This is a genomic window from Thalassovita aquimarina (assembly GCF_018219815.1).
GTDB classification, from domain to species: Bacteria; Pseudomonadota; Alphaproteobacteria; order Rhodobacterales; family Rhodobacteraceae; genus Thalassobius; species Thalassobius aquimarinus.
Map to the genome: position 1 here is coordinate 1 of NZ_JADMKU010000007.1, position 12,786 is coordinate 12,786.

Sequence of the window (12,786 nt, forward strand, 5' to 3'; positions counted from 1 at the left end):
CCTCGGCAGCGGCATGGATGCGCGCGACCATCGGCCGGTCGGTGAACAGGAATCCCAGATTGGCGGAAAACATTGGCGTCCTCATCATTTTGGTATACCAAACGAATGACCGTTTGCGCCAGTCCTGTCAATCGGGCCTGTCGACGTGACGAGTTGCAAACCGCGGCGAAGGGCTTGTCGACGACGCGTGCAGACAAAAAAGCTGCATAACCTTGGAGGAGATCATGGCACAAAACGAGACCGGGATCAGGCTGGCGCCGGAACCGCGCCTGGCGCAATTCTGTATCGATGTGCTGCTGGCCACCGGTACCGACATGGCCACCGCCGAGGCGGCTTCGGGCGCGATGATGCACGGGTCAGTGCATGGCGTGGACAGCCACGGGGTTCGGTTGCTGGATCACTACGTAGGGGCCTTCAGGGGCGGGCGTCTGAACAAGTCCCCCGATCTGAAGCTGGAACGAACCCGCGGCGGCACCGCAATGCTGGACGCGGATCACGGTCACGGCGCCCGCGCGACCTATGCCGCCATTGACCACGCCTGCCAGATGGCCGGCGAATGCGGCATCGCGGCGGTCGGCATCCGCAACAGTTCGCATTTCGGCCCCGCAGGCGCCTATACGATGGCGGCGGCAAATCGGGGGATGCTGGCCCTGACGGTCTGCAATTCCGACAGTTTCGTGCGACTGCATGACGGCGCGTCCCGCTTCCACGGCACCAACCCGATTTCGGTCGCGCTTCCCAGCGGAGAGGAAAACCCCTGGCTTCTCGACATGGCGACCAGCGCCGTGCCGTACAACCGCGTCCTGCTTTACCGTTCGCTCGATCAGGAACTGCCCGAGGGCATCGCCTCGGATCATGAGGGCGTGGATACCACCGATCCCCATGCGGTCGAGATGCTTGCACCGGTCGGGGGTGCTTTCGGCTTCAAGGGGGCCGGGCTTGGCGGTTTCGCAGAAATCCTGTCCGCGGTCATGACCGGGATGCGGCTGAGCCCCGACATCCTGCCGATGGGTGGGCCGGACATGTCCAGCCCGCGCGAAATGGGCGCTTTCGTTATGGTGCTCGATCCCGACGCTTTTGCCGGGGCGGAACTGGTCCGGGCGGGGATGCAGCGGTATCTCGGCCTGCTGCGCGGGTCGCCCGCGCGTGAAGGTGCTCGGGTGATGGCCCCTGGTGACCGCGAATGGGACGTGGCGCGCCAGCGCCGCGCCGAGGGCATCCCGATCGATCCCGATACGGTGCAGGCTATGCGGGCGCTGGCGGACGAATACGGGCTGAGCGTGCCGTTCTGAAATCACCGGCAAGACAGGAAGACAGGGAAACGGAACAGGATTGAACGATGACAAACGCATACCGTATCGCGGCTATCCCCGGCGACGGGATCGGGATCGAGGTGATCGAGGCCGGGCTTGAGGTGCTCGACGCGCTGTCGCGGCGGCTTGGGAGTTTCGCGCTCGATGTCGAAAACTTCGACTGGGGCTCTGACAGGTACAAGCGCGAGGGCCGCTTCATGCCTGAGGACGGCGCCCAGCAACTGCGCGGCTTCGACGCGATCCTGTTCGGCGCGGTGGGGGCGCCCGACGTGCCCGACCACCTCAGCCTCTGGGGGCTGCGGCTGGCGATCTGTCAGCCGCTCGACCAGTTCGCCAATGTCCGGCCGACCCGGATCTTGCCGGGCATCCAGAGCCCGCTGCGCGGCGTCGCGCCCGGCGATCTGGACTGGGTGATCGTGCGGGAAAATTCCGAGGGCGAATATGCCGGGCAGGGCGGGCGCAGTCATCGCGGCCTGCCGCACGAGATCGCCACCGAGGTGTCGATCTTCACCCGCGCCGGGGTGGAGCGGATCATGCGCTTTGCCTTCGATCTGGCCCGCTCTCGGGAGCGCAAGCAACTGACCGTGGTGACCAAGTCGAACGCGCAGCGTTACGGCATGGTTCTGTGGGATGAAGTCGCCGCCGAGGTGGCCCAGGATTTCCCGGACGTGCAATGGGACAAGATGCTTGTCGACGCGATGACCGTGCGCATGACGCTGGACCCGGCGTCACTTGACACCATTGTCGCGTCCAACCTGCATGCGGACATCCTGTCCGACCTCGCCGCTGCTCTGGCCGGGTCCATCGGCATCGCGCCGACAGCCAACATCAATCCCGAACGCAACACGCCGTCGATGTTCGAACCGATCCACGGATCGGCCTTTGACATCACCGGCAAAGGGGTGGCCAACCCGGTGGGCACCTTCTGGAGCGCGGTAATGATGCTGGATCATCTGGGCGAAACCGAAGCGGCGGCGCGGTTGATGGCGGCGATCGAGAAGGTGACGGCGGCTCCCGCCTGCCACACGCCCGATCTGGGTGGCGCGGCAACCACGAGGGACGTCACCCGTGCCGTGATCGAGGCGCTGTAATCCCCGAAGTTTCGTCACAGCTTTAGATGGTCACGTCAGATTGGATCGCCTCAAGGCAGGTAAGATGGTTTGCCAGCTTTCGCGCATGATCAAACATTCTCTTATCAACGAACTGGAAACACCCTTGGTTGGTGCTTTCCCTACAGCCCTGCGAAAAGCTTGGAGGGAGCCCGATTTGCCTTCATAGGCCGAATTCCCGGAGGATCGGCCTAGGATGACGCACATGGCGCATACGCAATGGAAAGCGGAAGCGCCTGCAGCCATGAAAGCCGAACGGGCTGCGCAGCAGGCGAGAAAAAACTTTAAAAACAGGACCTAACCGTCTTCAATTGGCTCGAAGTGGAGACAGGGCACATCTTGGCCGGAAATATCGTCCCCTTCCGCTCGCGAGGCTGTGAAAATCCGAAAAACCCGGGGGTATCGGTTCAGTTCGGGAAAGAACTCTGGGCAGAGGTGTTACAGTCGTCCCAGCCATCGCTGAGCATTACCATGGGCGCATATGGGACGGCCATGTATGCATACCCAAACCGGCCACACAGGTGGGGCTGTTTTAACTTAACTATTATTTTGGTATACCATCTCATTTACACTCGCGACCTCATACCGCTATATTCCCGTCGGACGGGCTCGAAACCGAAGACAGCACTTACTGAGCCCCTCTGACACTCGGAGTATATATGCTGATCATTGCGGATGATTATACCGGAGCCGCCGACGCCGCGGCTGGATTTGCGACGTGCGGTTTTTCAGCAATGATATTGTTGGATGGTCACGATGTGCAGACTGATTTCGAGGTCATCGCATTGGATTTGGACACTCGCCACCGGACGGCTGAGGAAGCTCATGAAAGAGTGCGCGAAGCGCTCGCTGATAACACGGCTGGACGTTCCGTGTTCAAAAAGATCGATTCTACGCTCAGGGGACAAATCGGCGCCGAATTGCGCGCGCTCTCGACCGCTGACAATGATCGTACCGCACCGATGCTCATCGCTCCGGCCGTTCCGGAGAATGATCGCGTGGTCATTGATGGCCGGGTATTCGTGCGTGGCGTGCCGCTGGAAGAAACGGATATCTGGCGCCATGAATGCGCCGCCTTCGGCGGCCAACTGCCCGCCCGGATGAGCGAACGGTTGTTGCTATCTGGCCTGCGTGCAGAAGAAATTCATCTGGGCAAGCTCCGTGAAGGTGCCCAGGCGTTGATGGCGCACTTGTTGGAGCGCAGGATCGCTGGTGTCGAGGCCGTCATTCTGGACACAGAAACGCCTGAGGACCTTTTAATCATAGCGGAAACCGCGACCACTTTCGAGACGATGCCAGTATGCGTGGGCGCCGCCGGTTTGGCACGTGCCTTGAGTTGCCTGATGACACCACGCGAAGTGGACAAACCGGTTGCTCCTGCCACACCAGCGACACCGGTACTGATGGCGATCGCAAGCCAATCGAGGACCGCCCGCGCTCAGATCGAACACGTGGCAGCGCGTCCCGACGTGGCCATCATCGAGATCGCCCGAGGCGTCGAAAGCTGCGTAGCGCGCGCCGCGGAATTGCTGGCAAAGGGGCGTCACGTCCTTCTCTATCCCCCTGCGGCCACGCAGGATTGTCTCAGCCGGGATCATGCCGCCGCGATGTCCCAAGTTGTCGCAAAAACCGCCAGCCACGCCGGGGCGCTGATCGCGAGCGGCGGCGACACGGCACGGGCGTGTTTGCGGGCGCTCGGCTGCGACCGCATCAAGGTGGAAGGCGAACTCGCCCCGGGGGTGGTTCTTGGCCACCCGATCGACCGCCCGGACCTCCGCTTCGTGAGCAAGGCTGGCGATTTCGGCGAAGCCGACACACTTGCGACCTGCATCGACCAACTGACACTCCCATCACAAGGAAACGATTTATGACCGACATTCGTCCGATCATTGGCATCACGATGGGGGATCCCGCCGGCGTCGGCGCCGAAATCATCGTGAAGAGTTTCGAATCCGATCAGCTGCATACCCAGTGCCGGGCGCTGGTATTCGGTGACGCGGTGCGCCTGCGGGAAGCCTGCGAGATTGTCGGCAGCACGCAGAAGGTGCGGGCGATTTCCGATCCCGGTGAGGCAACTTTCGAACGGGGTGTGATCGACTGTGTCGATCTCAAGGTGATCGGCGCGGGAGTGGAATTCGGACACGTCCAGAGCATCTGCGGCGAAGCGGCCTTTCGCTATGTCGAGCGCGCGGCGAAAGCTGCACTGGCCGGTGAAATCGGTGCGATCTGTACCGCGCCGTTGAACAAGGAAGCCCTGCACAAGGCCGGGCACATGTTCCCGGGGCACACCGAATTGCTGGCGCATCTGTGCGGTGTCGATGAAGTGTCGATGATGCTGACCGCGCCGGGCCTTCGCGTCATTCACGTGACGGTGCATATCGGCCTGATCGACGCGATCAACAAGATCGAACCGGGTCTCGTCTTCCGCACCCTCGAACGGGCGCAGGTGACGCTGAACAAGATCGGGATCGCGCAGCCGCGTATCGCGGTTTGCGGGATCAATCCACATGCAGGGGAAAACGGCCTGTTCGGCAATCGCGAGGAGGAAACCAAGCTGGTGCCTGCGGTCGAAAAAGCGCAGGCAATGGGCTGGGACGTGAGTGGCCCACTTCCTGCCGATACATTGTTCTTCCGGGCGATACGCGGTGATTTCGACATCGTCGTCGCGATGTACCACGATCAGGGCCATTGCCCGGTCAAAGTCCTTGGGATCGAGAGTGGCGTCAACATCACCGTCGGGCTGCCGGTTATCCGTACATCTGTCGATCACGGGACGGCTTTTGATATCGCGGGCACCGGCAGGGCTGATGAACGCAGCTTGCAGGAGGCGCTTCGTCAAGCTGCGGAACTCGCGTCGAAGGTCTGAGTGGGTGGCGTCAAGACAACCGACTTGTGTCGAGTTGGAGAGAGCGCAGCTTTGGACAATTAGTCAGGCAAGCGCGTCTCTGCAATCTCCAGAACTGTTAACCGTCGGCCAACTTCTGGCCTATGTGGCCGGCTTCGTGAAAGGCTATTTCCGGGATTGGCGGCTGACCCGGCAAGAGGGATGTAGGCCGGGTATTGTTCCAGTTCAGGGATGAAAGCAGTGCGGCGGTTGGAGCCGAGGGGGCGTTATCCGAAAGGCTGGCGCCGAGGCGATCACATTCAAGCCCCTTTGCATTTCGGCTGTTCGTCATCGCGCCTCAACGACGCGACAGGCCGTTCAGGTGCTCCAGCAGCGATTTCTTGGCGCCCAGAATGTGCATGCGAGTGAGGGCGCTGGCCTCTTCGGCGTTACCCTTTTCGCAGGCTTCAAGGATCGCCATATGTTCACGGTTGGCGCGCTCCATCCCGTCCGACAGCACCAGCTGGGCGCGCAGATAGCGGTCGACGCGGTCCATGGCGTTATCCACCGCCTCGAGGTGGTAGGGCAAATCACTGGCGTTATAGAGCGCGGAGTGGAATTCACGGTTCAGATCGCCCCAGGTCATCGGGTCGGAGGAGGCCGAGAACGCTTCGCAATAGCCGCGCGCCCGGCGCAACAGCTCTTCGGACATCTTGGGCACCGCCCGACGGATGATTTCCGCTTCGAGCAGCGCGCGGAAATCGAATATTTCGGCGGCCTCCTCGGGTTCCAGTCCGGCCACCACGGCGCCCTTGTAGCGCTGCGCCTTGACCAGCCCCTGTTCCTCGAGCCGCGAAATCGCTTCCCGCACAGGGATTCGGCTGGTGTTGAACAGCCGGGCGATTTCGTCCTGTCGCAGCGGCTCTCCCACCGCCAGGTCGCCTTCGATGATCGCCTTTCGCAGGGCGTCGAATACGATAGAGGAGGCCGAGGCCGTCTTGGAAATATCCACTGATTTCAACTTCATTCAGGCATCCTCCTATATGCATCCCTAGCCGAGATTGCCGGCGAGATGAAGGGTTGTAATTTTTTATATTGTAAATTGGATCCAATATACGATAGGGAATTGAAAGTGCAAACGACGCATCACAAAACGGGAGGATAAGATGCTGAAGAAATGTCTGGCGCTTGGCGCGCTTACACTGGCGATAGCGGCCCCGGCCGGGGCGGACACGCTGGATGACGTGATCGATGCAGGCAAGCTGCGCTGCGGCGTGGTGCTGGATTTCCCGCCCATCGGCTACCGCGATGAAAACAACGAACCGGCGGGTTTCGATGTCGAATACTGCAAGGACCTCGCCGCCGCGCTCGAGGTGGACTACGAAATCCTGCCGGTTACCTGGGCCGAGCGCCTGCCGGTGATCGTCACCGGGCGCGCCGACGTGGTGTTCGGCGGCACTTCGGATACGCTGGCCCGGGCCCGCACCGTGGGTTTCACGATCCCATACGCGATCTATTACTCGCAGGGGGTGGTCGGCAGCGACACCGGCATCAAGAGCTTTGAGGACATCCGTGGCAAGCGGGTGGCGGCGGCTGTGGGGACCATGCCCGAACAGGAATGGCTGAAAATCGCAGCGGAATGGGGCGAGGAGGATCTCTACCAGGGCTACCAGTCCGAGAACGAGGTGTTCCTCGCGGTGGCGCAGGGCAAGGCCGATATCGGTCTGACCACCAATACCGCGGTGAAGCCGGTGATCGAACAGTATGAAGGTTTGGAAGCCGGGCCACGGATGCCCTGGACCACAGATTACACCTCGGTCGTGGGCAAGCGCGAGGATGTGACCTGGCTGAATTTCCTCAACCTCTTCGTCACCCACCAGGTGCGTTCGGGCCGCTATCAGGAACACTGGGGCAAATATGTCGGCGGCGAAGCCCCCGAACTGCGCATTCCCGGCGTGATGTACTGAGCTTTCCCGATCATGCCCCTGCGCGGACAGACCGGGCAGGGGCCCCTACAAGGGCCTTCGCATGTTTGACTACAATTTCCACTGGCGACCGGTGCTGAAAAGCCTGCCGGACCTGATCGAGGCCGGGATGGTCACGCTTCAGGTCGCGGTGCTGGCGATGGCGTGCGGCATCGTCATCGGGCTGGGGCTGGCCTTGATCAGGCTGCATATGCGCGGGCCGCTGCGCTGGTTCGCCTCGGCCTGGGTCGAACTGGCGCGCAACACTCCGGCGCTGTTTCAGCTGTTTTTCTTCGGCTTCGGATTGGGCGCCTTCGGCTGGCACCTGAGCCCCTACACGATCGTGCTGGCCGGGCTGACCTTCAACTGCGCCGGATACCTGGCGGAAAATTTCCGCGGCGGTTTCCAGGCGGTGCCGGATACCCAGATACGGGCGGCGCGGTCGCTGGGCATGACATCGGTGCAGACCTATCTGCGCATCGTTATTCCGCAAGTGCTGCGCATTGTTTACCACCCGATCACCAACCAGATGGTGTGGGCGGTGCTGATGTCCTCGCTTGGCATGATGGTGGGCTTCCGAGAACTGTCGGGCGAAACCCAGTTCTTCGCGTCCCGCAGCTTCCGTATCTTCGAATATTTCGCGGTCACCGCGGTGATCTACTACGCGATCGTGAAGATCATCCTCGGCGCTTCGCGCCTGATGGCCCTGCGCCTGTTCCGCTACTGAGGGAGAGAGGACATGAACGACACCATACACTTCTTCAGCGGCTTCAGACCGGCGGACATGGTCTTCCTGGCCGAGGCCGCCTGGCGAACCTTGCTGGTTTATGGCGTCTCGATCTTTCTGGGTACGGTGATCGGCACGATCTGTGGCTGGCTGCTGTTTGAGGGCAGGCTGCTGGCCGCGGCAACGCTGAGCCCGGTGCTGGACATCTTCCGGTCGGTGCCGCTGATCATCCAACTGGTGCTTTTCTACAACTTCGCGCCAATCGTTGGGCTGAATCTCGATCCCTTCGCCTCTGGCGTGGTGATCCTGACGGTGTACACCGCAGCGCTGGTTGCCAATGTGGCGCGCGGCGGGATCGAGGCGGTGGGCCGGCCGATGCGCCGCGCCGCGCGCAGCCTCGGCATGAGCTACTGGCAGGACCTGCGCTACGTGGTGTTGCCGATCGGCGGCCGGGCGGTGTTTCCGGCTTGGGTCGGGGTGGCTCTGGGGGTGATGAAGGACAGCGCACTGGTCTCCGTGCTGGGCTATGTCGAACTGCTGAAGGCCAGCCAGATCCTGATCACCCGCACCCAGGAACCCTTCCTCATCCTGTCTCTTGCCGGCGCGTTCTATTTCGCGCTGTCCTATCCAATCTCGCGCTATGCCGCGAAACTCCAACAAAGGTGGGCGCAATGATTGAAATCCGCGATCTGCACAAGAAATTCGGCGCATTGCATGTGCTCAAAGGTATCGACCTGGAGGTTCAGAAAGGCGAAGTCCTGTCGGTGATCGGTGCTTCCGGATCGGGCAAGTCGACATTGCTTTACTGCATCAACGGGCTGGAGCCGATCCACCAGGGCCGCGTGGTGGTGGACGGCACCGACGTCCACGCCAAGGGCACCGACGTGAACAAGCTGCGACAAAAACTGGGCATGGTGTTTCAGCAATGGAACAGTTTCCCGCATCTCACCGTGCTGGAAAACGTCGCTCTGGCGCCGCGCATCGTGCGCGGGCTGTCCATGGCCGAGGCGCGCGACGTGGCGGCGAAACAGCTGGGCCATGTCGGCCTCGGAGACAAGCTGAATTCCTATCCAAACGCGCTGTCGGGCGGACAGCAGCAGCGGCTGGCAATCGCCCGCGCGCTGGCGATGGAACCCGACTACATGCTGTTCGACGAGGCGACCTCGGCGCTGGACCCGGAACTGGTGGGCGAGGTGCTCGATACGATGCGGCTGCTGGCCGAGGAGGGCATGACGATGATCTGTGTCACCCATGAAATGGGCTTTGCCCGCGATGTCAGTGACAGGGTCGCCTTTTTCCACCAGGGCACGATGGAGGAAATCGGCCCGCCGGCGCAGATATTCGGTGACGCGCAGTCGGAACACACGCGCCGCTTTCTCGCCAACGTCCGCTAGGACTTCGAAATAGAAAAGCTGAAACAGCTCAGCGGGTTAGGCATGCAGCTCCCGCTGGCGATACCCCCGGTGCGCCGGGATAACGGGAACTCGACAAAGGAAAGCCCCATGACCAAGAACATCTTCACCGGTACCATCCCGGCCCTCATGACCCCCTGCAAGCCGGACCGGAGCCCGGATTTCGACGCGCTTGTGCGCAAGGGACAGGAGTTGATCGCGGCGGGCATGTCGGCCGTGGTCTATTGCGGCTCGATGGGCGACTGGCCGCTGTTGACCGACGCGCAGCGCCAGCAAGGCGTGGCGCGGCTGGTCGAAGCCGGCTTGCCCACCATCGTCGGCACCGGTGCGATCAATTCGGCCAGTGCGGTGGACCATGCCGCCCATGCCGCCCGGGTCGGGGCGCAGGGGCTGATGGTCATCCCGCGGGTGCTGTCGCGCGGCACCGCGGTCACCGCGCAGCGCGCGCATTTCTCCGCCATCCTCAGCGCCGCACCCGACCTGCCGGCGGTGATCTACAACAGTCCCTACTATGGCTTCGCAACCCGCGCCGACCTGTTCTTCGAACTGCGCAATGAGCATCCGAACCTGATCGGCTTCAAGGAATTCGGCGGTGCCGAGGATCTGCGCTATGCCGCCGAGACCATCACCAGCAAGGACGACGGCGTGACGCTGATGATCGGTGTCGACACCACGGTTTACCACGGCTTCGTGAACTGCGGCGCCGGCGGGGCGATCACCGGCATCGGCAATGCGCTGCCCAAGGAAGTGCTGCATCTTGTGGCGCTGTGCCAGAACGCGGCGGCAGGCAATGCCGAGGCGCGTGTCAGGGCGCGCGAACTGGAGGAGGCGCTTGGCGTGCTGTCCTCCTTCGACGAGGGTGCGGACCTGGTGCTTTACTACAAGTACCTGATGGTGCTGAACGGCGATGCCGAATACGCGCTGCATTTCAACGAAGCCGATTGCCTGAGCGACAGCCAGCGCAACTATGCCGAGGCGCAGTACCGGCTGTTCCGCGACTGGTATGCGGACTGGTCGCGGCAGGGCGGGGTGGTTGCCGAATGCGCGTGATCGACAGCCATACCGGCGGCGAACCGACGCGGTTGATCGTCGGGGGCGGCCCCGCCCTTGGCGCCGGTCCCCTCGCGGAGCGCGCCCTGCGGCTGGCGCGGCAACATGGCGATTTCTGCGCCTCCGTCCTTCTGGAACCGCGCGGTCATGACGCCGTGGTCGGGGCGCTGCTGGTGCCGGCCACAGTGCCGGACTGCGTGACCGGGGTGATCTTTTTCAACCCGGTCGGCCCCTTGGGCATGTGCGGTCATGCCACCATCGGTACGGCTGTGACGCTGGCGCATCTGGGGCATATCGAACCGGGGTTGCACCGCATCGAAACCCCGGTGGGTGTGGTCGAGGTGGACCTGCACGACGCGAACACCGCCTCTGTCGTGAACGTCGAGAGCTACCGGTTGCACAAGGACGTGACGGTCGATGTCGAAGGCCTTGGCCCGGTCACCGGCGATGTCGCCTGGGGCGGCAACTGGTTCTTCCTGACCGAGGATGCGCCGGTGGCGCTGGAGATCGCCAATATCGGGGCGCTGAGCGCGGCGGCACTCAAGGTGCGGCAGGCGTTGCAGGACGCTGGTATTACCGGGGCGGATGGCGCGTGGATCGACCACGTCGAATTCACCGGCCCGGCCCGGTCCGCGGCAGCGCAGGGGCGCAACTTCGTGCTCTGCCCCGGCGGCGCCTACGACCGCTCGCCCTGCGGTACAGGCACATCCGCCAAGCTCGCCTGCCTGGCCGCCAACGGGCTGCTCGCCCCCGGCGAGGATTGGCTGCAGGAGAGCATCATCGGCAGCACCTATCGGCTGAGCTACCGGCCCGGCGTCAATGGCGGGATCGTCCCGACCGTCACCGGGCAGGCCTTCGTGACCGCGCAAGCCGAGCTGCTGTTCGACCCGGCGGACCCCTACGCGCGGGGCATCCGCCCCTGACCCCAAATCGGAGAGACTTCATGGAATTCAGAAACTACATCGGCGGGGAATGGCTGGAGACCACCGCCATCACTGCAATCGTCAATCCCTCGGATATCAGCGACGTGCTCGGCCATGCCGCCCAGGCAACGGACGAGGACATGGATCGCGCCATCGCCGCCGCGCGGGATGCCGCGCCGCTCTGGGCCGCCACGACGCCGCAGCAGCGTTTCGACGTGCTGGATGCCGCCGGCAGCGAGCTTTTGGCCCGCAAGGAAGAGCTTGGCCGCCTACTGTCACGCGAGGAGGGCAAGACCTTGGCCGAGGGCATCGGCGAGGTCGCCCGCGCCGGGCAGATATTCAAGTTCTTCGCCGGCGAGTGCCTGCGTCAGCGCGGCGATCACCTCGCTTCCGTACGTCCGGGCATCGGTGTCGACGTCACCCGCGCGCCGGTCGGCGTCGTGGGGCTGATCACGCCGTGGAACTTCCCGATCGCGATCCCCGCCTGGAAGATCGCGCCGGCGCTGGCCCATGGCAACGCGGTGATCCTGAAACCGGCCGAACTGGTGCCGGGCTGCGCCCATGCGCTGGTCGAGATTCTGTCGCGCACGGGCCTGCCCGCGGGTGTGGTCAACCTGGTGATCGGGCGTGGTTCGGAACTCGGCCCGCGGCTGATCGAGGACGCCCGGGTGAACGCGATTTCCTTCACCGGCTCGGTGCCGACCGGGCGCGGCATCGCTGCGGCCTGCGGCGCGCGCCTGAAGAAGGTACAACTGGAAATGGGCGGCAAGAACCCGATGGTGGTGCTCGATGACGCCGACCTCGGCGTCGCGGTGAAAGCCTGCCTCAACGGCGCCTTTTATTCCACCGGCCAGCGCTGCACCGCCTCGTCGCGGTTGGTGGTGACCGAAGGTATCCACGACCGTTTTGTCGCCGCGCTCATCGAGCGGATGCACGCGTTGAAGGTCGGCCACGCGCTGGATCCGGAGACGCAGATGGGACCGGCGGTGGACGCCCGCCAGCTTGACCAGAACCTGAGCTATCTCGACATCGCCGCAGCGGATGGCGGCGAGGTGATCGGCGGTGAACGCCTGGGCCGGGCAACGGAAGGCTTCTACATGGCCCCGGCGCTGGTCACTGGGACCGATGCCGCCATGCGGATCAACCGCGAGGAGGTCTTCGGCCCGGTCGCCTCTGTGATCCGGGTGAAGGACTACGACGCGGCGCTTGCGGTGGCCAACGACACCGAATTCGGGCTCAGCGCCGGCATCTGCACCACCTCGCTGAAACACGCCACCCATTTCAAGGCGCACGCGCAGGCGGGGATGGTGATGGTCAACCTGCCGACGGCGGGGGTGGACTACCACGTGCCCTTCGGCGGCACCAAGGGATCCAGCTTCGGGTCGCGCGAGCAGGGGACTTACGCCGCTGAGTTTTATACCACGGTGAAGACCGCCTACACCTTGGCCTGATGTGGCAAACAGG

12 protein-coding genes are annotated in these 12,786 nt (G+C 63.3%); 11 read left to right on the forward strand and 1 reads right to left on the reverse strand.

What is annotated here, in order from left to right; genetic code table 11:
- Positions 1-224 precede the first annotated feature (224 nt).
- The 4 genes from IT775_RS09585 (at position 225) to pdxA (ending at position 5,288) form a co-directional block, all read left to right on the forward strand.
- Complete coding sequence (locus IT775_RS09585; protein ID WP_212700887.1) at positions 225-1,292, forward strand: Ldh family oxidoreductase; 1,068 nt, start codon at positions 225-227, stop codon at positions 1,290-1,292.
- A gap of 47 nt (positions 1,293-1,339) precedes the next feature.
- Positions 1,340-2,404 carry a tartrate dehydrogenase gene (locus IT775_RS09590; protein ID WP_212700888.1) on the forward strand — a complete coding sequence of 355 codons (1,065 nt, stop codon included), beginning with the start codon at positions 1,340-1,342 and terminating at the stop codon, positions 2,402-2,404.
- A gap of 677 nt (positions 2,405-3,081) precedes the next feature.
- A complete protein-coding gene (locus IT775_RS09595; RefSeq protein WP_212700889.1) occupies positions 3,082-4,293 on the forward strand; it encodes a four-carbon acid sugar kinase family protein in 1,212 nt (403 codons plus the stop codon).
- Positions 4,290-5,288 carry a 4-hydroxythreonine-4-phosphate dehydrogenase PdxA gene (gene pdxA, locus IT775_RS09600; protein ID WP_212700890.1) on the forward strand — a complete coding sequence of 333 codons (999 nt, stop codon included), beginning with the start codon at positions 4,290-4,292 and terminating at the stop codon, positions 5,286-5,288. Before IT775_RS09595 ends, pdxA begins: the two co-directional genes overlap by 4 nt.
- Positions 5,289-5,604: 316 nt before the next feature.
- On the opposite strand, the gene IT775_RS09605 is transcribed toward pdxA, so the two are convergent.
- Positions 5,605-6,273 carry a GntR family transcriptional regulator gene (locus tag IT775_RS09605; protein ID WP_212700891.1) on the reverse strand — a complete coding sequence of 223 codons (669 nt, stop codon included), beginning with the start codon at positions 6,271-6,273 and terminating at the stop codon, positions 5,605-5,607.
- A 139-nt stretch (positions 6,274-6,412) separates the two neighbouring features.
- Between IT775_RS09605 and IT775_RS09610 the strand changes: the two genes are divergently transcribed.
- The 7 genes from IT775_RS09610 (at position 6,413) to IT775_RS09640 (ending at position 12,773) form a co-directional block, all read left to right on the forward strand.
- Positions 6,413-7,213 carry a transporter substrate-binding domain-containing protein gene (locus IT775_RS09610; RefSeq protein ID WP_212700892.1) on the forward strand — a complete coding sequence of 267 codons (801 nt, stop codon included), beginning with the start codon at positions 6,413-6,415 and terminating at the stop codon, positions 7,211-7,213.
- Between the two features lie 61 nt (positions 7,214-7,274).
- Positions 7,275-7,937 carry an amino acid ABC transporter permease gene (locus tag IT775_RS09615; protein ID WP_212700893.1) on the forward strand — a complete coding sequence of 221 codons (663 nt, stop codon included), beginning with the start codon at positions 7,275-7,277 and terminating at the stop codon, positions 7,935-7,937.
- A 12-nt stretch (positions 7,938-7,949) separates the two neighbouring features.
- On the forward strand, positions 7,950-8,612 hold the full coding sequence (locus IT775_RS09620; RefSeq protein ID WP_212700894.1) for an amino acid ABC transporter permease: 663 nt from the start codon (positions 7,950-7,952) through the stop codon (positions 8,610-8,612).
- On the forward strand, positions 8,609-9,331 hold the full coding sequence (locus IT775_RS09625; RefSeq protein ID WP_212700895.1) for an amino acid ABC transporter ATP-binding protein: 723 nt from the start codon (positions 8,609-8,611) through the stop codon (positions 9,329-9,331). Before IT775_RS09620 ends, IT775_RS09625 begins: the two co-directional genes overlap by 4 nt.
- Before the next feature lie 108 nt (positions 9,332-9,439).
- Entirely contained in the window at positions 9,440-10,399 is a 960-nt protein-coding gene (locus tag IT775_RS09630) for a dihydrodipicolinate synthase family protein (RefSeq protein ID WP_212700896.1), read from the forward strand.
- Positions 10,390-11,322, forward strand: a complete 933-nt coding sequence (locus tag IT775_RS09635) for a 4-hydroxyproline epimerase (protein ID WP_212700897.1) — start codon at positions 10,390-10,392, stop codon at positions 11,320-11,322. Before IT775_RS09630 ends, IT775_RS09635 begins: the two co-directional genes overlap by 10 nt.
- Positions 11,323-11,342: 20 nt before the next feature.
- Positions 11,343-12,773 (forward strand): aldehyde dehydrogenase family protein, encoded by a 1,431-nt coding sequence (locus IT775_RS09640; RefSeq protein ID WP_212700898.1) that lies wholly within the window; start codon positions 11,343-11,345, stop codon positions 12,771-12,773.
- Positions 12,774-12,786: the final 13 nt, after the last annotated feature.